This is a genomic window from Collimonas sp. NPDC087041 (assembly GCF_044745265.1).
In the GTDB taxonomy this organism is placed as follows: Bacteria; Pseudomonadota; Gammaproteobacteria; order Burkholderiales; family Burkholderiaceae_D; genus Collimonas.
Map to the genome: position 1 here is coordinate 216,989 of NZ_JBIUZX010000004.1, position 22,699 is coordinate 239,687.

The 22,699-nt window shown below is 59.1% G+C and carries 21 protein-coding genes; 10 read left to right on the forward strand and 11 right to left on the reverse strand.

Translation table 11 applies throughout. The annotated features are described in order from the left end of the window. Nucleotides 1–116: 116 nt before the first annotated feature. Nucleotides 117–1,301: an isovaleryl-CoA dehydrogenase gene (locus tag ACIPF8_RS09305; protein WP_400419961.1), complete on the reverse strand. Its 1,185-nt coding sequence runs from the start codon at nucleotides 1,299–1,301 to the stop codon at nucleotides 117–119. A gap of 118 nt (nucleotides 1,302–1,419) precedes the next feature. Beyond that, on the reverse strand, nucleotides 1,420–1,839 hold the full coding sequence (locus ACIPF8_RS09310; protein ID WP_400419964.1) for a MerR family DNA-binding transcriptional regulator: 420 nt from the start codon (nucleotides 1,837–1,839) through the stop codon (nucleotides 1,420–1,422). Between the two features lie 418 nt (nucleotides 1,840–2,257). Here ACIPF8_RS09310 and ACIPF8_RS09315 point away from each other — a divergent pair, with 418 nt between their 5' ends. The 4 genes from ACIPF8_RS09315 to ACIPF8_RS09330 all read left to right on the forward strand — a co-directional run bounded on the left by ACIPF8_RS09315 (nucleotide 2,258) and on the right by ACIPF8_RS09330 (nucleotide 6,414). Beyond that, the gene (locus ACIPF8_RS09315; RefSeq protein ID WP_400419967.1) at nucleotides 2,258–3,658 is read left to right on the forward strand and encodes an amidohydrolase family protein; all 1,401 of its coding nucleotides are present in this window, start codon (nucleotides 2,258–2,260) and stop codon (nucleotides 3,656–3,658) included. Between the two features lie 13 nt (nucleotides 3,659–3,671). Further along, the gene (locus tag ACIPF8_RS09320; protein WP_400419970.1) at nucleotides 3,672–4,157 is read left to right on the forward strand and encodes a DMT family transporter; all 486 of its coding nucleotides are present in this window, start codon (nucleotides 3,672–3,674) and stop codon (nucleotides 4,155–4,157) included. A 103-nt stretch (nucleotides 4,158–4,260) separates the two neighbouring features. Continuing rightward, entirely contained in the window at nucleotides 4,261–5,157 is an 897-nt protein-coding gene (locus ACIPF8_RS09325) for a LysR family transcriptional regulator (RefSeq protein ID WP_400419973.1), read from the forward strand. A 192-nt stretch (nucleotides 5,158–5,349) separates the two neighbouring features. After that, nucleotides 5,350–6,414, forward strand: a complete 1,065-nt coding sequence (locus tag ACIPF8_RS09330) for an MBL fold metallo-hydrolase (protein WP_400419976.1) — start codon at nucleotides 5,350–5,352, stop codon at nucleotides 6,412–6,414. Between the two features lie 533 nt (nucleotides 6,415–6,947). Here ACIPF8_RS09330 and ACIPF8_RS09335 read toward each other — a convergent pair. The 5 genes from ACIPF8_RS09335 to argS form a co-directional block, all read right to left on the reverse strand. Continuing rightward, entirely contained in the window at nucleotides 6,948–7,571 is a 624-nt protein-coding gene (locus tag ACIPF8_RS09335; RefSeq protein WP_400419978.1) for a LysE family translocator, read from the reverse strand. A 3-nt stretch (nucleotides 7,572–7,574) separates the two neighbouring features. Further along, nucleotides 7,575–8,360, reverse strand: a complete 786-nt coding sequence (locus ACIPF8_RS09340; protein ID WP_400419981.1) for an SDR family oxidoreductase — start codon at nucleotides 8,358–8,360, stop codon at nucleotides 7,575–7,577. A 116-nt stretch (nucleotides 8,361–8,476) separates the two neighbouring features. Further along, a complete protein-coding gene (locus ACIPF8_RS09345) occupies nucleotides 8,477–9,190 on the reverse strand; it encodes a thiol:disulfide interchange protein DsbA/DsbL (RefSeq protein WP_400419983.1) in 714 nt (237 codons plus the stop codon). Between the two features lie 51 nt (nucleotides 9,191–9,241). Beyond that, a complete protein-coding gene (locus ACIPF8_RS09350) occupies nucleotides 9,242–9,940 on the reverse strand; it encodes an SPOR domain-containing protein (protein WP_400419986.1) in 699 nt (232 codons plus the stop codon). 93 nt (nucleotides 9,941–10,033) lie between these two features. Beyond that, the gene (gene argS / locus ACIPF8_RS09355) at nucleotides 10,034–11,779 is read right to left on the reverse strand and encodes an arginine--tRNA ligase (RefSeq protein ID WP_400419988.1); all 1,746 of its coding nucleotides are present in this window, start codon (nucleotides 11,777–11,779) and stop codon (nucleotides 10,034–10,036) included. Between the two features lie 261 nt (nucleotides 11,780–12,040). On the opposite strand from argS, the gene ACIPF8_RS09360 reads away from it, so the two are divergent. Then, nucleotides 12,041–12,637, forward strand: a complete 597-nt coding sequence (locus ACIPF8_RS09360) for a nitroreductase family protein (protein WP_400419991.1) — start codon at nucleotides 12,041–12,043, stop codon at nucleotides 12,635–12,637. A 26-nt stretch (nucleotides 12,638–12,663) separates the two neighbouring features. On the opposite strand, the gene ACIPF8_RS09365 is transcribed toward ACIPF8_RS09360, so the two are convergent. Together ACIPF8_RS09365 and ACIPF8_RS09370 are read right to left on the reverse strand one after the other, a co-directional pair. Next, nucleotides 12,664–14,115: an MFS transporter gene (locus ACIPF8_RS09365; protein ID WP_400419994.1), complete on the reverse strand. Its 1,452-nt coding sequence runs from the start codon at nucleotides 14,113–14,115 to the stop codon at nucleotides 12,664–12,666. A 124-nt stretch (nucleotides 14,116–14,239) separates the two neighbouring features. Beyond that, nucleotides 14,240–15,139: a DMT family transporter gene (locus ACIPF8_RS09370; RefSeq protein ID WP_400419997.1), complete on the reverse strand. Its 900-nt coding sequence runs from the start codon at nucleotides 15,137–15,139 to the stop codon at nucleotides 14,240–14,242. Between the two features lie 345 nt (nucleotides 15,140–15,484). On the opposite strand from ACIPF8_RS09370, the gene ACIPF8_RS09375 reads away from it, so the two are divergent. The 4 genes from ACIPF8_RS09375 (at nucleotide 15,485) to ACIPF8_RS09390 (ending at nucleotide 18,655) form a co-directional block, all read left to right on the forward strand. Continuing rightward, nucleotides 15,485–16,561: a glycosyltransferase gene (locus ACIPF8_RS09375; protein WP_400420000.1), complete on the forward strand. Its 1,077-nt coding sequence runs from the start codon at nucleotides 15,485–15,487 to the stop codon at nucleotides 16,559–16,561. Next, nucleotides 16,558–17,058, forward strand: coding sequence for a hypothetical protein (locus ACIPF8_RS09380; RefSeq protein WP_400420002.1), 501 nt, complete (start codon nucleotides 16,558–16,560; stop codon nucleotides 17,056–17,058). Before ACIPF8_RS09375 ends, ACIPF8_RS09380 begins: the two co-directional genes overlap by 4 nt. A 202-nt stretch (nucleotides 17,059–17,260) precedes the next feature. Next, nucleotides 17,261–17,962, forward strand: a complete 702-nt coding sequence (locus tag ACIPF8_RS09385) for a GntR family transcriptional regulator (RefSeq protein ID WP_400420005.1) — start codon at nucleotides 17,261–17,263, stop codon at nucleotides 17,960–17,962. 141 nt (nucleotides 17,963–18,103) lie between these two features. After that, nucleotides 18,104–18,655 carry a DUF6622 family protein gene (locus ACIPF8_RS09390; RefSeq protein WP_400420542.1) on the forward strand — a complete coding sequence of 184 codons (552 nt, stop codon included), beginning with the start codon at nucleotides 18,104–18,106 and terminating at the stop codon, nucleotides 18,653–18,655. Between the two features lie 103 nt (nucleotides 18,656–18,758). On the opposite strand, the gene ACIPF8_RS09395 is transcribed toward ACIPF8_RS09390, so the two are convergent. Both ACIPF8_RS09395 and ACIPF8_RS09400 read right to left on the reverse strand, forming a co-directional pair. Then, the gene (locus ACIPF8_RS09395) at nucleotides 18,759–18,959 is read right to left on the reverse strand and encodes a YbdD/YjiX family protein (protein WP_041742732.1); all 201 of its coding nucleotides are present in this window, start codon (nucleotides 18,957–18,959) and stop codon (nucleotides 18,759–18,761) included. 10 nt (nucleotides 18,960–18,969) lie between these two features. After that, the gene (locus ACIPF8_RS09400; protein WP_400420007.1) at nucleotides 18,970–21,042 is read right to left on the reverse strand and encodes a carbon starvation CstA family protein; all 2,073 of its coding nucleotides are present in this window, start codon (nucleotides 21,040–21,042) and stop codon (nucleotides 18,970–18,972) included. 271 nt (nucleotides 21,043–21,313) lie between these two features. Here ACIPF8_RS09400 and ACIPF8_RS09405 point away from each other — a divergent pair, with 271 nt between their 5' ends. Beyond that, a complete protein-coding gene (locus tag ACIPF8_RS09405) occupies nucleotides 21,314–22,684 on the forward strand; it encodes a cache domain-containing protein (protein WP_400420009.1) in 1,371 nt (456 codons plus the stop codon). The last annotated feature ends 15 nt before the right edge of the window (nucleotides 22,685–22,699 follow it).

The following is a 22,699-nucleotide window of genomic DNA, read 5'->3' on the forward strand; positions in this document are numbered from 1 at the left end:
CAATTATGCCAAAAATTCGCTGCGGCCAGCGAACCGGCCAGGCAATTATTTCCTGGCCGGCTGGCGGCCATGCATTTTGGCGGGCAGCCGCGATGCTTTGCGCTGACCGTTGGCGCTTAGCGCGTTTCCGCAAACAGTTCGCGGCCGATCAGCATGCGGCGGATTTCGCTGGTGCCGGCGCCGATTTCATACAATTTGGCGTCGCGCCACAAACGTCCCACCGGATATTCATTGATGTAACCATTGCCGCCCAACGCCTGGATCGCTTCACCCGCCATCCAGGTGGCTTTTTCCGCCGAGTACAGGATTGCGCTGGCAGCATCCTTGCGCAAGGCGCGGGCAGCTTCCGGCGTCTTGGCACGGTCGCAAGCCTGGCCGACGGCATAGACATAGGCCTTGCAAGCCATCATGGTCGAATACATATCGGCCAATTTGCCCTGCATCAGCTGGAATTCGCCAATTGGCTGGCCGAACTGCTTGCGGTCGTGCACATACGGCACCACCACATCCATGCAGGCTTGCATGATGCCAAGCGGACCGCCGGACAGCACGCTGCGTTCGTAGTCGAGACCGGACATCAGGACATTGACGCCCTGGCCCAGTCCGCCCAGCACGTTTTCAGCCGGTACTTCGCAATCCTGGAATACCAGTTCGCCGGTGTGCGAACCACGCATGCCGAGCTTGTCCAGCTTCTGTGCGACGCTGAAACCCTTGAAATTCTTTTCGATCAGGAATGCGGTCATGCCACGCGCGCCGGCTTCGATGTCGTTCTTGGCGTAGACCACCAGCACATCGGCGTCCGGGCCGTTGGTGATCCACATTTTTGTGCCGTTGAGCACCCAACGGTCGCCCTTCCATTCGGCGCGCAGCTTCATGCTGACCACGTCGGAACCGGCATTCGGCTCGGACATCGCCAACGCGCCGATGTGGTCGCCGGAAATCAGTTTCGGCAGGTACTTGGCTTTTTGCTCGGCAGTGCCGTTGCGCTTGATCTGGTTGACGCACAGGTTGGAATGGGCGCCGTACGACAAACCGACCGAAGCCGAGGCGCGCGAGATTTCTTCCATCGCGATGATGTGCGCCAGATAACCCATGCCACTGCCGCCGTATTGTTCTTCTGCGGTGATGCCGAGCAGGCCGAGGTCGCCCATCTTTTTCCACAAATCCATCGGAAACTGGTCGTTGCGATCGATTTCGGCGGCACGTGGCGCGATTTCCGCAGCGGCAAACTCCTGGATCGCGCTGCGCAGGGCCTCGATATCCTCGCCGTGGTCGAAGGTCAGGCCTGGTAGGTGAATCATGTTGTCTCCTCTTTTTTCTCTATATTGCGGGACAGGGTATTGCCCTATCGCCAACTGATTGAATCAAATAAAGCGATTAATTACTAAAAAATCAATACGCCGGCTCCGGCGCAGTCGTTCAATCCTTTTGTCCGGCAACCACGGCGTGATCGCTCAGTTGCCCGCTGCTCAACAGACGCCGGCATTCTTCTTCGTGCGCGCTGATCTCAGCCAGGGTCACTTCGATATCCTCGCGCTGCTGCTCCAGATGCTCACGGTGGCGCGCCAGCACTTCCAGGAACAGTTCCAGCTGCGGCGCCGAATCCTTGGGGGTGTCGTACATGTCGACCAGGCTCTTGATCTCCGACAGCGTCAGCCCCAGCCGCTTGCCGCGCAAGGTCAGCTTCAGGCGGGTGCGTTCGCGCGCGGCATAAACCCGGTTGCGACCGCCCGCGCCATCGCGCTTCGGACTCAGCAAACCCTGGTCCTCATAGAAGCGGATCGCCCTCGGGGTAATGTCAAATTCACGCGATAGTTCGGTGATGGTGTAGGTCGGCATGGTCAAATTATCATCATGGGACAGGAAATTCGGGTTTAGCTACAACGGCAGTTAACGTTAACGTAAAGCACATTGTAGGCGCGCCGGCCGAAAATGAAAACACCGAAAAACTACTGGCCCGCTAAATTGGCATCGAAGTTGGGGATTCCCGCCATCGAGGACCGCCTTTACCTCGTTACCTTTGGCTTGCAGCTGCCTGGATAGTCTTCGGCCTGCGCATGACCGGCTCATGCGATTGTTCGGTTTTTATGAATTTCAAAACCGGCGGCGCCATCTTTTTCCTTTCTACCTCGCGCCCTACACTGCTTTCCAACCAATGAGCGATGCATTCCATCATTGCCGAGACCGGGTGTATCCGCACGTCTGACATGGCTGCGCTGCGCTTACTGAACTGAACTGAACATTTTGAAAGTAAATCATGACCACGACCACACTATCCAACGCTCTGCGCAGCATCATCAGTAAAGCGCCACAATCCGCCCGCCGTCTGTTGATCAAGGGCGGCACCATTGTCAGCATGGATGCCGAAGTCGGCAATTTTGCCAAAGGAGACCTGTTGATCGAGGGCGACAAGATCGTCGCCATCGGCCCCGACATTTCAGCAGAGGGTGCCGAGATTATCGACGCCGGCAACATGATCGTCATGCCCGGCATGATCGACACCCATCGTCACGCCTGGGAAGGGCAATTGCGCCGGATCAATCCCAATTCCTCCACGTTGGAAGACTATTGCAATGGCACGCATTTTTCCTTCGCCAAACATTACCGTCCGGCCGATATGTACGTCGGCAATCTATTGACTGCGTTGGGCTGCATTGACGCCGGCATTACGACAATCATCGACAACTCGCACAACGCACGCAGCGCGGAGCACTCGGATGCCGCGGTGGAAGCCCTGCTGGACGCAGGGATACGCGCCGTTCACGCCCCTGGAGCACCACTCGCCGGCGACTGGGACAAGGACAATTGGCCGCGTGACCTGGGACGTTTAAAAGCCAAGTATTTCAATGGCGATCAGCCACTGGTGACTCTGGCGATGATGTCGCAGATCGATCGCGAAATCTGGGCAGAGGCGCGCAAACTGGAATTGCCTATCGTGACCGAGTTCTTCGGCAGGACGATGGCTTCCGAGCTGGATGCCTTGTTCCAGGATGGCCTGCTCGGAACAGACAATATCTTCAACCACTGCACCGACCTCCCGGATGCAACATGGGAAATGCTGCGAGAGGCTGGCGTGCGGGTCAACGTCTGCCCCCGCTCGGATGCGCACTATGCGCTTGAAGATGGCGTCTGCTCCTATCAGAGCGCGTTGAATCACGGCATGAAGCCAGGCCTCAGCGTCGACAATGAGAGTTCTTATAGCGGCGATCTGTTCATGGAAATGCGGGTAGCCTTCTATCTTCAACGCAGCATGGCGCAAAGCTGCCGGCATCATGGACACAGCCATGCTCCTGCTCCGGTGATGATGCAAGAGCTGCTGTCAGCGGCAACGATTGACGGCGCGGCGGTCGCGGGTCTGGCCGACAAGGTGGGCAGTCTCACGGTGGGCAAGCAAGCCGATATCGTCATGATTCGCACGGACGACATCAACCTGTATCCGTCCAACAATGCGCTCGGCTCCATCGTCCATGCCGCACAACCCGGAAATATCGATACCGTCATCATCGGCGGCCAAATGCGGAAGCGCTTCGGCCGTATCGTGAACCTGGACATGGCCGCGCTGGAAGCAGCTACCGAAGAATCGCGCAAGCATCTTTTCGCGGAAACCGGCTATATCGACGACCCGTTCGCGGAAACATTTTCTTTGCCGGCCGCCTGAACAGGAGCATCACATGCCATCCCTTTTGCTACTTCTCGCGTTCGGCGCCGGCGCGGCCATTTCAGCCCAGGCCGCAATCAACGGCCAACTTGCCGCCAGCTTGAGCGGCAACACGATCGCCGCGGCATTGTTCTCGTTTTTCAGCGGAACAATTTTGTTGGCGCTCATTGGACTCTCGCGGGGCGGTCTGAGCGACGCCCTGGCGCAACTTCCGGCGCAACCGTGGTCGCGCCTGATCGGCGGCCTGCTGGGCGCAAGCGCAATTTTCTGCACTGTGCTGCTGGCGCCCAGGATTGGCTTGAGCAATCTGCTGGCGTTGGTCATTGCCGGTCAATTGGTGTCGTCGCTGCTCATCGATAACTACGGTTTGCTTGGCACCGCAGTGCGTCAGGTTTCGCTTGTGAAAATCAGTGGCGCTACAGTCATGCTTGCAGGCGTCCTGCTGACTTTGTTTGGCGACCGGCTAGCAACCCTCGTCTTGACCCGGCACTTGCCTTGACGCAGGCGCCGAAGCCCGTTGGCTATGGAGGTCGATAAATTTCTGTTAATGTTCCTGCTAGGGCCGTTTCGACCAAGTACACATTCACATATTTCATGGCGCCATGGATCGTATTCAAGCGATGCAAGTTTTTTTGAGGGTGGTGGAAACCGGGAGTTTCACCAAGGCGGCGGAGACGCTGTCGATGGCGCCCTCTTCGGTGACCAGCATCGTCAAGAATCTGGAAGAATATCTCCAGGTGCGCCTGCTCCAGCGGACGACGCGGAGCATCAGCTTAACGCCTGATGGCGAGCGATATCATCAACGCTGTCGCGGCATTTTGCAGACTATCGAGGAGGCAGAGGCGGAATTGCATGGCAAGGATCGTCTTCCCAGAGGTCGCTTGCGGGTAGATATGCCCGGTTCGGTAGCACGCGCCCTGCTGTTCCCCAGGATCAAGGAATTTCACGAGCGCTTCCCTGAGATTGACCTGATGATCGGCCTGAACGACAAGCCGGTTGATCTGGTGCAGGAAGGCGTCGATTGCGTTATCCGTACTGGTGAATTGCGCGACTCGGCATTGATTGCGCGACGCCTGGGTTCTTTCCGCTGGATCACCTGCGGCGCGCCATCCTACTTCGAACAGCATGGTGTGCCATTGACGCTGGAAGATCTGGTTCGACATCGCGCTGTACATTATTTTTCAAGCAGCACCGGACGCACTTGGGATTTCCGTTTTCTTCGTGAACAGGCTGAAGTCATTGTTCCCATGGAAGGAACGGTTGCCGTCAATGACACTGAAGGCTACATACAGTGCAGCCTGCAAGGATTGGGGCTGATCCAGCTGGCGGAATATTTGGTCGTCCCCTTGCTCGAATCAGGCCACCTGGTGGAAGTGCTTGCAGAGAATCGCCGCCCACTGGTTTCGCTATCGCTGGTTTATCCGAATACACGCCATCTGTCGCCGGTGGTGCGTGCATTCATTGATTGGATGACGCATATTTGCGCAGAGATCAGATAGTGCGTATGGATCTCAGGGCAAACCGATCACGACGATGCCTGCATCGGGCAATGCCATATCGATCACTCCAATCTCTCGCTCGTTATATTGTGTAGGATTGCGGCTTTACACGGGACGGCCTTGGACGCAAGTCAGCGTCCCAGCTAGTACACTCTGTTCCACAAGCCACCAATAACGAATAGGAAGTTCCAGATGAATGCTCTCGAAGCCCAACTCAGCTATGCGTTTGGCGATACCCTTCCGGCCGCCGGCGCCACGCTCGAAGTCGCGCCCGGTGTGTACTGGCTGCGCATGGGCTTGCCGTTTGCGCTCGATCACATCAACCTGTGGCTGCTGGAAGACAGCATCGAAATAAATGGCAGCGTCCAGCACGGCTGGACCATCGTCGATTGTGGCATTGCCAACGATGCAACACGCGCATCCTGGGAAAGCATTTTCGAAACCCAGCTGCGCGGCTTGCCGGTATTGCGGGTGCTGGTCACGCATTGCCACCCGGATCACGTCGGCCTGGCCGATTGGCTGTGCACGCGCTGGCAGGCGCCATTGTGGATGAGCGCCGGCGAATATCTTTCGGCGCGCATCATGTCGGCCGCACTGCCGGGCGCCGACGGCAGCGCAGCGTTGCCGCATTTTCAGCAGCATGGCATGCACGATCCGGAAGTCGTTGCCAAGGTTGCCCAGCGCAAGTCTTACTATCCGTCGATGGTGCCGAGGGTGCCGCTGGCCTATCATCGCCTGGCCGATCGGCAGGACGTGCGCATCGGCAGTCACCAATGGCGCGTGATCACCGGCTTCGGCCATGCGCCGGAGCATGTGGCGCTGTATTGCGACGACCTGCATCTTTTGATTTCGGGCGATATGGTGTTGCCGCGGATTTCCACCAATGTCTCGGTGTTCGCGATCGAGCCGGAATCCAATCCGGTCCAGCAGTATATGGATTCATTGGAAAAATATCGCGAGCTGCCGACCGATACGCTGGTGCTGCCGTCGCACGGCAAGCCATTCCGCGGTTTGCAGATACGCATCGATCAGTTGCAGCAGCATCACCGCGAGCGGTTGGCGGAAGTGGTGGAAGCCTGCACCGCGGCGCCGCAATCGGCCAGCGATATCGTGCCGATCATGTTCCGCCGCCCGCTGGACGCGCATCAAATGACGTTCGCGCTGGGCGAGGCGTTGGCGCATTTGCACAAGCTGTGGTTTGACGGCACCCTAACCCGCCGCCTTGATGCCGATCAGGTCTACCGTTTCAGCGCGTAGTTAAATGGGGTCGGAGTTTTTTTTCGCGGCCTTTTGCGAAAATTACTCTGACCCCTTTTAACGGACCACGGAGTAGGTGCGGCGGTGTATCAGCCTTGTTCGTCTGACGTTACTTAAAGCGGTTGCTACTCCGTGGGTGCTTGCCGGGGGTAGCCCGGCAGCTACTCACTTTCTTTGCTTCGCCAAAGAAAGTAAGCAAAGAAAGGCGATCGCACAGCCGTTGCCCGCCGTTGGCGGGTCCCCAAATGAGCCGTGCGCCAGTCGGATGGGACACAAACTCGCTGCGCTCAAACATGTGTCCCATAATTCCCGACTGTCACCCGGCTCATTTGGCAACGTCAGCATGCGAAAAGTCAAAAGCAACATCAACGGCAACGTCAAAAACAGCGACAACTTCAAAACCAACAGCAACGTCAAAACCAACCCATCGCAGTTAAATGGGATCAGAGTTTTTTTCGCGGTCTTTTGCGAAAATTACACTTCCCGCGCAACTCTGCCCCCTTTTAACGGACCACGAAGCAATCACATCCAAGCTACTTCTGTATCGCCGCCACAATCATCGCCACACCCAACATCAAACTCCCAGCAACCCGATCCGTAATCCTGGCAAAACTCGGACGCGTCGCTACTGTTTGCATTTTCCCCGCCAGCACCGCATAACCAAGCAGGATAAAGAATTCCGGAATGATCGAACCAGCCGCCAGCCAGACCATCTGCAGCGGCACATTGCCAGCCGGGTTGAGGAATTGCGGCAGGATCGCGATGAAGAAAATCAGGGCCTTGGGATTGGCCAGTTGCAGGGTCAGCCCGCTCAGCCAGATTTTCCAGCCAGAGGGACTCTTGTTATTCAACTGCGATGCGGTAATCGGCGAGGGCCGACCGAATATTGCCGACAAGCCGAGATACGCAAGATAAGCCACGCCCAACCACTTCACCACCGTGAACAAGGTATGGGAAGCGACGATCAACGCGCCCAGGCCGGTCGCCGAGATGGCGAAGTAAATGGCGTTCGCGGTAAGGATGCCGAGGGTTGCGAATAGCGATTTTTTCCAACCGGCCGTAATCCCGTAGGCGACCACCAGCATCACCGCCGGGCCAGGCGACAACGAGAGCACGACTTCGGTGAGTACAAACAAAAAGAAGGAATGAAAATCCATGGATCAGCTCTCGCTCTTGCGCGCCTTGTGCGGCGCTTTGGAAAAGGCAAAATCGTACAGCCAGTTCGGCAACAGCCGCAACAGTTTGGCAACGACGCCCATCTGCCACGGGATCACTTGGTAGCTGCTGCCGCGCTCGACTGCGGCGCCGGTTTTCGCGGCGAATTGCGACACCGGCATCAGGAACGGCATCTTGTAGTGATTGACCTGGGTCATCGGCGTGTCGATATAACCGGGCACGATGGTGACCACCTTGATGCCGCTGTCGCGCAATTCAACCCGCAGCGATTCGCAATAGCTGATCACCGCCGCCTTCGAACCGCTGTAAGCGCCGGCGCCCGGCAGGCCACGAATGCCGGCCACGCTGCCAACACCAACCAGCCGCAAGTCACGCCGGCCCGACTGCGCCTGCCGCTTCATGGTAGCGATGAACGGCGTGAAGGTGGCGACCGTCGCCAGCACATTGGTGGCGAATACTTGTTCGAACACCTGCTGGTCTTCCGCGTATTCAGTCAGCGTGCCTTGGGAAATCCCGGCGCTGGCGATTACCACGTCGACGCCCTCACCGGCAGCGATGAAATCTTCCGCAGCGGCAGTCAGCGCTGCATGGTCATTAACGTCCAGCGCATACAGGCGATGCCGCTCAGGATGCGGCAGGCTCGCCAGCAGTTGTTCCAGCACCGGCTGCCGCCGGGCCACCAGCCCGAGGGCCGCGCCCTGCTCTGCATAATATTGCGCCAGCGCGGCGCCGATACCGCTGGAGGCGCCTGTGATAAATACTCGTTTCATGGTTGCGCCTAATCTTGAGTGGCAATGCACATCGACCGCAGCCGATAAAAAAGCCCGCCCTCTTGCGAGTGGCGGACTTTTCATTATCCATCAGCCGACCATGTCGGCGAAACGGTTTATTTCTTTCCTGCGGCGACCTTGGCTACCAGGCCATCCAAGACTTGCAATGTCGACTTGAACAGTTCCGGCTCGGTCTTGCCTGCGTTCGGATTGGCGCCGACAATCGACGGCGACGTTACGTAGCGGCCATCCACCACCAGCATCGGCACGCCATCAACCTTGTAGGCGTTCTGCAGCTGGGTGGCGCGGGTGACCTTGGTTTGTACGCCGAAGGAATTGTAGATCTCCAGGAACTTGGTCTTGTCGAGACCTTGCTTGACGGCGAAATCGAGGATGCCGGCATCGTTGTTCAGGTTTTGACGCTGTGCGTGGATAGCGTTAAAGACCTTCTTGTGCATTTCTGGAAGCTTGCCCATTGCTTCCAGCGTGTAGTACAGCTTTTTCTGCGCTACGTACGGCGATGTCTTTGGATCGGCGCTCGGATCGCCAAAGTCGACCGGTACGCGCTTGAAGGAAATCTTGTCGCCTTGCTTGGCGATCCACTCTTCCAGGGTCGGCTCCAGCGCATTGCAATGCGGGCAGAAGTAGCCGAAGAATTCCGTCACTTCCACTTTCTTGCCCAGGCCGCTATCGGTCGGTTGCGGATTGTCCAGCACTTTGTAGTCGGTTCCTGCCACTGGATTGGCCGGCGATGCACCCGCGCTGGCTGCAACCAGGCCGAGGCTCAGACTAAGACCGGCAACAGCTAATACTTTTTGAAAAAAACGCATGATTATCCTTTTTCTAGATTTCGAAGAAAATATTTACCAACATCCGCTTAATTATTTAGCAGCGCGTACTACAGCTGCATTAACGCCGTTATCTGACAACTTCCCGCGAATCCGGTTCATTGTTTCGAGCTGATTAAATGGGCCTATCCGCACCCGGTACAGGGAGCCGGTATCGGCCTGGCGTTCGCTGATCTTGGCTTCGAATCCCATCAGGGCCAAACGCGCCTTGGCGCTTTCGGCTTCGGTCTGCTCGCGGAACGCGCCGACCTGCAGGAAATAGATCCAGTTGTCATCGGCGCCGGCCTTGGTCTTGGCTTCGGCGATATCGCCGGCGGCCTTCTTGGTCTTGTCGGCAGTGGATTTATCAACAATCGGGGCAGTCTTGTCCTGCGCCTTGGCGACCAGCGCGTCGAGTTTCTTCTCGGCGGAAACCGGCGGCACGGCTGCCTGCGGGGTGGCATCAGGCGCTGGCGGCGCAAATGCCTTGGCGGCTTCTTTCGACGCATCCTTGTTGCCATACAGGGATTTGTTCGGGTCTGGCAGCTGGTCGCCGCCGGTAGCCGGCGTCGATGCTACCGGTGCGGTGATGGCATCCGGCGCCTTGTCGGCTTTCGTGGTCTTGTTGGTGAATGGCGTCGGTGTCTTGGTGATCATGATCGCCACCACTACCGCTATCGCCAAACCGATGATCAGGCCGAAAATCAGGCCCAGTAAGGTACCGCCAGCCTGCTTATTGTTAAGTTTGCTCATACTTTCCCAATGACATCCTGGTTACGGGGGCCTCTAAAAACCTGCCGGGCTATCCAGCACATTCCAGAGCCCGCCCCCTGCTTTACATGCAAATTACATCCGGGTCGGCGCCGATACGCCCAGCAGCGCCAGGCCGTTGCGCAGCACCTGGCGGGTTGCATACATCAACGCCAGACGCGCCATCTTCAGTGCGTTGTCGTCGACCAACACCCGCTCAGCATTGTAGTAGCTATGCAGCTCGCCCGCCAAATCGCGCAGATAGAACGCTACCTGGTGCGGGCCCAGCTCTTCCAGTGCATGTTGCAGCATGTCCGGATATTCGGCTAGTTTGGCCAGCAGGCTGGCTTCGCGCGGTGCGGTCAGCGGGCTCAGGTCGACCGTGGCCAGGCCGGCCTCGTCGCCGGTCCATTGCGCCAGCACCGAGCAAATACGCGCATGCGCGTATTGCACGTAGTAGACCGGATTTTCGTCGGATTTGGCCAACGCCAGATCGACATCGAACACGAATTCAGTATCTGCCTTACGTGAAATCAGGAAAAAACGCACCGCGTCACGGCCGCGTGTCAGATCGCGCGGGCTGTCCGCAACACCTTCTGCGGCGGTATCTTCGCCGGCCGACCATTCGATCAGGTCACGCAGCGTCACATAAGAACCGGCGCGCTTGGAAATCTTCACTTCCTCGCCATTCTTCATGACGGTCACCATCTTGTGCAGCACGTAATCCGGGTAGCCTTGTGGAATCCCGATATTCAGCGCCTGCAAACCGGCGCGCACGCGGGCGATGGTGCCGTGGTGGTCGCTGCCCTGGATGTTGATGACCTTGCCGAAGCCGCGTTGCCATTTCACTACGTGATAGGCAACGTCCGGCACGAAGTAGGTGTAAGTGCCGTCAGTCTTCTTCATCACGCGGTCTTTGTCGTCGCCGTAGTCGGTGGTGCGCAGCCACAGCGCGCCATCCAGTTCATAGGTGACGCCGGCTGCGATCAAGGCCTCGACCGCGCCGTTGACCTTGCCATCCTTGTACAGCGACGTTTCCAGGTAATAGTTATCGAACTTGACGCCGAAAGCCTGCAAATCCAGGTCCTGCTCGCGGCGCAGGTAGGCCACGGCGAACTTGCGGATCGATTCGATATCTTCGATGTCGCCGCTGGCGGTAGCTGGTTCGCCATCGCTGGCTGAAACTGTCTTCTTGGCCAGGAAATCCTGGGCGATGTCGGCAATATAGTCACCGTTATAGGCATTTTCCGGCCAACCGGTTTCGCCCGGCTTGAAACCCTTGGCGCGCGCCTGCACCGATGTTGCCAGCGTGCCGATCTGAACACCGGCGTCGTTGTAATAAAACTCGCGGGTGACATCAAAACCTTGCACTTCGAACAACGCCGACAACGCATCGCCGAGCGCGCCTTGACGACCGTGGCCGACGTGCAGCGGGCCGGTCGGATTGGCCGAAACGAACTCGACCAGCACTTTCTTGCCGGCGCCGAGCTGACTCTTGCCGTATGCGGCGGCTTCCTGCAGTACCGTCTTGACCACTTGTTGCTTGGCCGCAGCGGTAAGGCGCAGGTTAATGAAGCCTGGACCGGCGATTTCCACAGCCTCGATCAGATTGCCGTCTTTGCTGGCGGCCAGCACTGCCGCCACCAGGGCTTGCGCCAGTTCTCGCGGATTCTTTTTCAGCGGCTTGGCCAGCTGCATCGCAATATTGCAGGCAACATCGCCATGCGACGGATCGCGCGGACGCTCCAGCGTCACAGTCGGCTGCAGCTCGGTGCCAGCAACAATAGGCTGCAATGCGGCGTTGAAAAGGTCGATGATCTGTTGTTTTTGTGGTGCAAGCATAGGATAGGTAGTCAGTGGTACGGGGAACGTACCGGATTATGCAAAAAATCTAGGAAGTCATTCTAACTTCCAGGCAATCTTGATTATACCGGCTTGACGCGGCAATCTTCACCTTGCATGCCCACGACGGCAATACACCATGCAGAAATCCGCGGCGTCCTGCAAGCCGGAAAAACTGCTGCTAAGATGCCTAGCCTTGCCTGCTTATATACAGGCAACGATATTTTGCTGTCTTTTCCGCATCATCCAACAGGAATCCACATGACCCAAACTAACGCACGCGTCGCCGATCATCCGGCCCACCCGCAATTCCTCAGCCGCTGGTCGCCACGCGCCTATGCCAATGACGAGATCTCCGAACAAGAATTGCTGACTATCCTGGAAGCAGCGCGCTGGGCGCCTTCGTCCTACAACTCGCAGCCTTGGCGCTTCGTCTTCGCCCGCCGCGGCACACCGCACTGGAACAGCCTGCTGGGCCTGCTCAATGATTTCAACCGCAGCTGGGCTGAAAACGCCTCAGCGCTGGTGATCGTGTTGTCGAAAACTACTTTTGCGCCACCGGGCAGCAGCGAAGAATTGCCAGCGCCAACCCATTCGTTTGACACCGGCGCCGCCTGGGGCTACCTGGCGCTGCAAGCCAGCCTGTCCGGCTGGCACGCGCACGGCATGGCCGGCTTCGACAAGGAAAAGACCCGCTCGGTGTTGGGCGTACCAGCCAATTTCGCGATTGAAGCGGCGGTAGCCATCGGCAAGATCGGCGACAAGGCAACCCTGCCGGAAGGCCTGCGCGCCAAGGAAGAGCCAAGCCCGCGCCTGCCGCTGCAAGCGCTGGTCTCGGAAGGCACTTTCAAGGCTTAAGCCAATAGTGCGATGCGGATTGCCGGTCAGGCCGGCACCGCATCAGCCACGGTTTTGGTACGTAACAGCAAGGCGCCAAGCACCGCGCCTAAAGCCGCAAAGCACGCTCCTACCAGGAAAGCCGTCTGATAACCGCTGTTGAGCGCATCGATTTGCGCATAGCCGGCAGCCAGCAAACCCTCGCTCTGGGACGCTGCCAAACTGGCAAGCACCGCCAGTCCCAACGCTCCTCCCATCATGAACGACGTATTGACTACGCCCGAAGCCAGCCCGGACTCGGACGGCGCAACATCGCTCATCGCCGCCAGCAGCACCGGATTGAAGGCAATCCCGGCGCCCAGGCCAAGCAGGACCATACCCGGCAACACGTCGGCAATAAAATGGCCATCGACCGGCGCCCGCGCAAACAGCAACAGGCCACAGGCAGCCATCAGCAAGCCGATCGCCAACGGCCGCCGGATGCCGAAGCGCATGACCAATTTGGCTGAGATGCCCAGCGAAAATACCGCCATGATCAGATTCGCCGGCAGGAACGCCAAGCCGACCTGCAACGGGTTGTAGCCAAGCACCAGCTGCAGGTACAGCGCCGACAGGAAAAACCAGGCGAACATCGCCGCCGCCCACAACACACCTACCGCATTGGCCACTGCGACATTACGCAGCTGGAACAGGCGCAACGGCATCAGCGGCGTGTGCACCCGCGTTTCGATCACCAGGAATGCCGCCAGCAATGCCACAGCCAGCGCCAGCTGGCCCAACGTGCGATACGAGGTCCAGCCGGCCTGGTTGCCGTTGACGATCGCATACACCGCCAGCATCAGCGCCGCCGTAACAGTGATGGCGCCGAACACGTCCAAATGCCGCGACAGCACCTGGCCGAGCGCGGCAGGCAGCAAACGTAGCGACAGTATGATGACAACAATGCCAATCGGCAGGTTGACCAGGAAAATCCAGTGCCAGCTCAGGCTGGCGGTCAGCACGCCACCCAGCATCGCGCCCAGGCTGCCGCCGCCGGCGCAGACGAAGCCATAGACTCCCATCGCCTTGGCGCGGTCGCCGTCCTCGGTAAACAAATCCATGATCAACGACAAGGCCACCGCCGTCACCACCGCCCCAGCCAATCCCTGCACCGCGCGCGCTGCCAGCAAAAAGCCCTGTGTGCCGGAAAGGCCGCAGGCCAGCGACGCCAGTGTAAAAAGTGCAATCCCGATCAGGAACAAGCGCCGGTGCCCATACAGGTCGCCGAGGCGGCCGCCCAGCAGCAGGAAGCCGCCAAAGGTCAGCATGTAGGCGTTCACCACCCAGGCCAGCGAAGTATCTGAGAAACGCAGGTCGGTCTTGATCGATGGCAGCGCGACGTTGACGATTGTGGTGTCGAGCACGATCATCAGCACGCCAAGGCACAGCACGATCAGCGCCAGCCAGCGACGGTCGTGATGCGCGCCTGCACCGGCGTGATGAATGGAAGGGTTACTCATGGCCAGTCTCTCCAAAGATGGCGGGCTCTGTTCTGCAAGAGGCAACGAGCCACGGATTCAGGGGCCTCGCTAGCTAATCGAACAGCTACTGCCAAAATCGACATGGCCGTTCCACGATGTTTATTCAGCCACGCTGCCAATTCACCAACACGATGCCACTCAGGACCAGCAGCGCGCCGAACACAAATGGCAAGCCGATCGGATCGTCCAGCAACAACACGCCAAAGCTGACGCCGAACAATGGTGTCAGGAATGAAAACACGGTCAATCGCGACGCCAGGTAACGGCGCAGCATCCAGAACCAGGTCAGGAAACTGCCGAAGGCCACGATCAGCGACTGGAACACCAGGCTGGTCCACATGATGCCGCTCAGCGGCGCCACTGCGGCCTGGCCGGTGAGTAGCGCCAGCAGCGGCAAGGTCAGTGCGGCGACAGTCAGTTGATACCACAGCGTCATGCTGGGTGCGGCATTGGACAGCACGCTACGCTTGATCATGATGGTGGTCGCCGCCCAGAACACAGCCGCCAGCACGCCGAGCGCATCGCCGATCAAGGTGCGGCTGAAACCGGCGCCGGCTTCGAAGCCGCCGGCAAACGCCACAGTGATGCCGATAAAGGCCGCCAGCACACCCAGCCATTGGGTCAGGCCGAAACGTTCGCCCGGCACCAGCCAGTGCAAGCCGAGCACGGTGAAAATCGGCGCGGTGTAGACGAACACCGACATGTGCGAAGCGGTGGTGTAATTCAAGCCGATCGACACGCACAGGAATTCACCGGCGAACAGCAGGCCAGTGGCCAAGCCCGGCCAGAAGCTGCCGTCGGTCAGCGAGAATTTGCTGCCGCGCCACCACATCAGGCCGCTCACCAGCAACGCCGCCACCGCCGAACGCAAACCGTTCTGCAAGATTGGCGAAATACTCGGCGCCGCCACCTTAATCGCCACCTGCTGCAATCCCCAACAGGTACACAGGATCAACATCAGGCTCATGGCCAAGCCGTCGAGCGGCTTGCGGGAGGTAGGCATATTGCTATCTTTCGGAAACGGCGCGGCGCTTCATGATTGAAGCGGCGGCGCGCCAATGGTTTGTCATAAATGTCATTTTACTCAGCGCCGATTTGTCCCTATCATCAGCGTGATTGGCCGACGCATTGCAGCCTTAACGGCAAGATGCATCCGATCTGTAAGAGCTTGAATCCCGATTGCAAGGAGTACGCTTGAAAGTAGCCGTCTTTATTCTTCGGAGCACATCAACATCTGGCGGAGTCCATCATTATAGATAAGCCAGCACATGAGTTGTCGCCTAGTCCGACCTTTCCGCATCGCCCCCGCAAACTTTTACTGTTAAGTGTCTCCGCCGGCGCCGGCCACATGCGCGCCGCTGAAGCGCTCAAGGCCCACGCGGCAATCGAATTTCCGGATACCGAAGCGGTACACCTGGATGCCATGGATTTCGTGCCGGCCGGTTTTCGCGCGGTGTACACCGATCTCTACCTGCACCTGGTTAACCGCCATCCGGCGCTGTGGGGCTATGTCTATCAAAAAAGCGACACCGCGCTAAGCAGTTCACCCGGCCAGAAATTACGGCGCGCAATCGAGCGCATCAGCACCCGGCCATTGCGCGCGGCGATCCGGGCGGCGGCGCCGGACGCCATCATCTGCACCCACTTCCTGCCGGCAGAATTGCTGGCGCGGGAAATCGGCAAGCAGCGCGTGACCTGCCCGGTCTGGGTGCAAGTGACCGATTTCGACCTGCACAGCATGTGGCTGCAGCCGCACATGCACGGCTATTTCGCCGCCACCGAAGAAATCGCCTATCGCATGCGCACCCGCGGACTGGCCGCCGATGCGGTGCACGTAACCGGCATTCCCATCATGCCGGGCTTCGGCTATCCGCTGGAACGGCAACGCTGCGCCGCGCTGTTCGGTCTTGATCCGCAGCGCAAGACCATATTGATGATGTCCGGCGGCGCCGGCATCGGCGGCCTCGACAAGACCGTGCAGCGGCTGCTGACGTTACCCGGAGATTTCCAGCTGGTGGCGCTGGCCGGCAAGAATGCGGCAATGCTGGCCAGCCTGCAGGAACTGGCGGCGGCGCATCCGGGCCGGCTGTTCCCGTTCGGCTTCACCAGCCAGGTCGAGCAACTGATGGCCTGCGCCGACCTGGCCATCACCAAGCCAGGCGGCCTGACCACATCCGAATGCCTGGCAATGGGCGTGCCGATGATCATCCATTCGCCGATCCCGGGCCAGGAAGAGCGCAACGCCGATTACCTGCTGGAACAAGGCGCTGCACTGAAAGCCATCGACCTGACCGCGCTTGAATATCGCGTGCGCCAACTGCTGCAGCAGCCGGAGTTGCTGCAGCGCCTGAAACAACGCAGCCTGGCATTGGGAAAACCCGATGCTGGCCGTAGCGTATTACAAACCGTACTGAGCAAACTATGACGACATCTTTCCGCCGCCTGTTCGGCATGCTTTTTTGGGCAGTTCTGACCGCCTTCTTTTTCGCCAACGTCGAAATCCAGATCGAAGGCGCCGCCGGCTGGGCCGCCAACTTGCCGACCTGGCGCATCGAGCATCACTGGCTGCTCGACATCTTCTGGGGCGGCCGCGCCATGACCGGCTACCACGCGTGGATCTTCCCATTCATCGCGCTGATGTTCCACTATCCGATCTGGTTCAACGGCAGCTGGGACTGGCGCGGCGAATGTCGCATCATGGCATCCATCATGACCTTCTGGATCAGCGAAGACTGGCTCTGGTTTGTCCTCAATCCGGCTTACGGGCTGGCGCGCTTCAATCCGGTCGACGTGCCGTGGCACAAGCACTGGCTGGGCGGAGTACCGGTCGATTACTGGATTTATTCGGTGGTGGCAATCGTGTTGCTTTGGCTGGCGGAACGCAAACCGCGTTCGGTGCAAATAGCGCTGAGCCGCAGCTAGCCTGGTGATCGATATGTGAATCTCTGGTTCTGTATAGAAGTAGAGATTCACATAGGTATTGTAAAAACAATTGGAACTTGGTAAATTGCGCTCCCGTTCCAAGTTTGAAATGTTGTTAATGCTGATCAAAAAAAGTGCAAAAAACGCGTCTCTCTCGCAAAAAAATACGTCTCTCCCTTTGGAAAATGGGTCTGATCCGCGCTTGCCGCGCTACCTCCAGGTCCGTGACGATCTGCTGCAAAGAATCACTTTGCGTAGCTGGGCCGCCGATGAAGCGCTGCCGTCCGAAGATAAATTGGCCGCTGAATATGAAATCGCTGTCGGCACCATGCGCAAGGTGCTGGACGCGCTGGTCACCGATGGCGTTGTCGATCGTGTGCGAGGACGCGGCACCTTTGTCGCGCGCGCTGCCGAACGCTCCTCGATGCTGCGTTTCGTGCGCCTCCACGGCAAGACCAAAAATCCGCTGCCGACAGCACAAATCCGTTCGATGACAACCGAGGTGCCACCCGCCGCAGTGGCCGACAAACTCAAACTCAAGCCGCGCGACAAGGCGCTGTATCTGCATCGCACCCGTTCCTTGGACGACGAAATCGTGCTGTCGGAACACATCTGGCTGCCGTTGGCGCGCTTCAGGAAGCTACAAAAATATCTAAAAAGCAACTCTCCGGCGTCCCTGTATCCGGTCTATGAGAGTGAATGCGACGTGCTGGTCTCGCGCGCCATCGACGACCTGACGGCGAAGCCGCTGAACCGCGCCAATGCTGCCGTGTTCAAGCTGAAAACCAAGACCGTGGCGATCTGCGTGGAGCGGCTGATGCTGGATCACGCCGGCGAACCGGTTGAATGGCGCACATCCTTTGTCCCGGCGGAGCGTTTCCAGTACACGGCGGAAGTCCGCTAATCATTAGCACGGCAGAGGATGACGGGGCAGGGGATAACCCGGCTGCACGCCATCCGCGCCAGCGGTCGATTCACGACGTATTCCGGCATTTCGTCGCTTTCCGCTACTCCCGCATCTGCAGCGACCAGATAATCGCTGCAGATCAATCAACGGGAGTACAACATGCTGGCACAAATCATTTCACACACACCACTTTGGGTCTGGGCGCTGCTGGCCTTCCTGGTCTATCGCGGCCTCCTGGCCAGCGTCGACCGTGAAGTCACGCTGAGAAAGATATCCGTCATCCCTCTGGTGATGCTGGCGCTGTCCTGGCAGGGTATGTCGGCGATTTTCGGCATCACGCCGCTGACCGCGCTGTGCTGGTGCGCCAGCGCTGCCGTCGCCGCAGCCCTCAACTGGCGTCTGTTCCGCAGTGACCGTGTGATTCCTTATCCGGAACGCGGCGTGTTGTTCCAGCGCGGCAGCTGGTTGCCGCTGGTGTTGATGATGGGGATTTTCGTGACCAAATACACGGTTGCCGTGCTGATCGCGGTCCAGCCGCAGCTGGCGCACGAAAGCGCTTTCGTCGCAACGGTGTGCGCACTGTATGGCATATTCAACGGCATGTTCATCGGCCGCCTGCTGCGCGTCATTACGCTGTATCGCGAAGCTGAAATGAGCGGCGCTGCCTATCGCGGGCAAGTTGGCGGCTGATCCGTAGCTGGCCAAGTCAAAAAAAATGCCGACCGGATAAGCGGTCGGCAAACACATCCCCCATAGGATGCAAAACTACTCAAATCTACGTGGGGCAACGCTCTCAGCAGCAGCGTCCCACCCGGCCATTGCCGCCATAACGGGCTTCCTGGCGCTCCTTGAAAAACTCTTCGTAACTCATCATCGGTTCACCGGGATGGGTGTTCTCCATGTGCGTGACGTAAGTGCCGTACTCAGGCAAACCCACCATCAACCGCATGGTTTGCCCGAGATAGCGTCCCGCTTTCGACAGTTCTTCCAGCATGCTTGGCCTTTCAGGCTGACGGCAGGGCGCTTGCCGGCAGCGATTCGAATGGCGTTTCCTTGGTGCTCGGCTTGTTGACTGCGCGCGCCGCCAGCACCGTCTTGATGCCAAACCCGAGGATGCTGAGCAGCACCAGGATGAAGAAACCAGCCAGGCCAGCATCCAGGTAATCGTTGAAAATCACCTGCTGCATCTGCGCGACCGACTTGGCCGGCGCCAGCAATTTGCCGTCCGCCAGCGCCGCCTGGTATTTCTCGGCATGCGCCAGGAAGCCGACGCGCGGATTGGCGTCGAACATCTTTTGCCAGCCGGCAGTCAGCGTGCAGATCAGGATCCAGATGGTCGGCAGGATGGTGACCCAGGCGAAGCGGTCGCGCTTCATCTTGAACAGGACGCAAGTCGCCAGGATCAGCGCAATCCCCGCCAACATCTGGTTGGAAATGCCGAACAGCGGCCACAGCGTGTTGATGCCGCCCAGCGGATCGACCACGCCCTGGTACAGGAAATAACCCCAGCCGGCGACGCACAATGCGGTTGCGATCAGGCTGGCCGGCACCGAATCGATCTTGCGCATGGAAGGCACGAAGGTGCCGAGCAGGTCTTGCAGCATGAAGCGGCCGGCGCGGGTGCCGGCATCCACCGCGGTCAGGATGAACAGCGCCTCAAACAGGATCGCAAAGTGGTACCAGAACGCCATCATGACTTGTCCACCGCCGATGCTCGACAGGATGTGCGCCATGCCGACCGCCAGGGTCGGTGCGCCACCGGCGCGTGAAATGATGCTGTGCTCGCCGACATCCTTGGCCACCTGCGCCAGCATTTCCGGCGTCACGTAGAAGCCCCATTGCGACACCGCCTGCGCAGCCGAGTCAACCGTCGTGCCGATCAATGCCGCCGGACTATTCATCGCGAAATACACGCCCGGCTCGATGCAGGAAGCAGCGATCAACGCCATGATGGCGACGAACGATTCCATCAGCATCGCGCCGTAGCCGATGAAGCGCGCGTGGCGCTCGTTTTCCAGCAATTTGGGCGTGGTGCCGGATGCGATCAGCGCGTGAAAACCGGACACTGCGCCGCAAGCGATGGTAATGAACAGGAAAGGAAACAGGCTACCCGACCAGACCGGGCCGGAGCCATCCATGAACTGGGTGAAGGCCGGCATTTTCAGCGTCGGCGCGACGAACACGATGCCCAGCGCCAGGCCGACGATGGTGCCGATCTTGAGAAAGGTCGACAAGTAATCGCGCGGCGCCAGCAGCAACCACACCGGCAGCACCGAAGCGATGAAGCCGTAACCGATCAGCATCCAGGTCAATTCCTTGCCGGTAAAGGTGAACATCGCAGACAGCACCGGATGGTCATGCACATACTGGCCGCCGACAATCGCCAGCATCAGCAGCACAAAGCCGATCAGCGAAATCTCGCCGACCCGGCCCGGGCGCAGGTAGCGGGTGTAGACGCCCATGAACAATGCAATCGGGATGGTCGCCGCCACCGTGAACGTGCCCCACGGCGATTCCGCCAGCGCCTTGACCACGATCAGCGCCAACACCGCCAGGATGATCACCATGATCATGAACGTGCCGAGCAACGCGATCACGCCAGGAATCGGCCCCAACTCAGACTTGATCAGGTCGCCAAGGGAGCGGCCATCGCGGCGGGTCGAGATGAACAGCACCATCAGATCCTGCACCGCGCCGGCAAACACCACGCCGGCCAGGATCCACAGCATGCCTGGCAGATAACCCATCTGCGCCGCCAACACCGGACCGACCAACGGGCCGGCGCCGGCAATCGCCGCAAAATGATGGCCGAACAAGACGTTCTTGTTGGTCGGCACATAATCCAGCCCGTCGTTGTATTTGTACGCGGGCGTCATCCGGGTGGCGTCGAGGCCGAGCACCTTGTCGGAAATATACAGGCTGTAGAAACGGTAGGCGATCAGATAGACGCAGACTGCGGCAATCACGATCCAGATGGCGCTGATGGATTCGCCGCGCTGCAGGCCGATATAGCCAAACGCGAATGCACCGAGCAGGGCCAGCGCAAGCCAGCCCATTTTTGAAAATAGACGATTCATTGTTCTCCTCCCAACCGGGAATGAATTTGTGGAATATTGTTTTTATTGATAGAGGGTGATTTGCCAGGACGCAAAAACTCCCCCAAATGTAGCCGGCCAAGTATTTGGCATATGCGGGTTGGGAACAAGCGAGGAACTACGCAGCATTTCTAGGTAGGACTACGTATACGCAGGCATACGCACGCACACGCACGTGTACGCGGCGCTCGATGCGCGTCCGGCGACCAAGGGATTTTGTGGATTCCGATGCGTTTCCGAGTAAAGTAGCGCCATGAAATTACGGCAAAAAATCATCTTCCTGGCGATCGTCCCGCTGATCCTGGCGTTGTGCGCCATCGCGCTGGCGGTGCGGCACCAGGCGATCTCGCTCGGCCAGCAGCAGCGGGCGACGATCCAGGCCGCTTACCTGGCCAGCAAGGAAGCCGAGCTGAACCACTATGTCGCGCTGGCCACGCGTTCGATCGCGCATCTGTACGATTCCGGCCGCAACGACCAGGCCACGCTGGACCAGGCCAAGGCGATCCTGGCCAAACTGTCGTACGGCGACGATGGTTATTTCTTTGTCTACGACATGCAGGGCAATAACCTGATGCATCCGCGCCAGCCGGAACTGGTTGGGCGCAACCTGTGGGACATGAAAGACGCCAACGGCAGCCTGACCATCCAGCACCTGATCGAACGCGCCCGCAACGGCGGCGGCTTCGAGCGCTATCTGTGGACCAAGCCGTCCAGCCACCATGTCGCTCCCAAGCTCGGCTATGTCGTGCCGCTGCCGAAATGGGGCTGGATGCTCGGCACCGGCATCTATCTGGATGATGTCGACGATGCGCTCAACAAGATCGATACCCAGGTCTCCGGCAATATCCTCAGCACCATGTGGTGGATCGCCGGCATCGCCATCCTCAGCGCGCTGGTGGTCGGCGCTTCCGGGCTGGTGCTGAATATCAGCGAACACCGGGTCGCCGACGCCAAGCTGAAGGTGTTGGCGCAACGCGTGGTGCGCTCGCAGGAGGAGGAACGCGCCAGGCTGTCGCGCGATCTGCACGACGGCATCAGCCAGTGGCTGGTGTCGATCAAGCTGCAGGTCGAGGCCGGCATCGCCAAGCTCGACAACGGCCCGCAGCATGCCGCCGCGGCCAGGACCAACTTCGAGCGCACCGCCGGCCAGCTCAACGATGTGCTGGGCGAAGTGCGCCGCATTTCGCACGACTTGCGGCCCGCCATCCTGGATGACCTGGGCCTGGCGGCAGCGCTCGGCCACCTGGGACAAGAATGGCAGGCGCACGCCGGCACCCCGATCGATTTCAGCGTCTCGGGCAACACCGACGACATGCCCACCGTGGTCAACACGGTGCTGTTCCGCATCGCCCAGGAAGCCCTGACCAATATTGCCCGCCACGCGCAAGCCAAGCAGATCGTCATGCACTTGCAGGACGATGGACAAGCAATTACGCTAACCCTGCACGACGATGGCGTCGGCTTTGACATGGCGCAGATCGACGGCAATCCGAAACGCGGCATCGGCCTGCGCAATATGGCGGAACGGCTGGAAGCGGTCGGCGGTAAACTGGAAGTGAGTTCATCGTCAGCGGGCACCACTGTGCTCGCCACAATTCCCCGATCCCAATTGAAAGCGGCGTAACGCTGCGCCTCACAG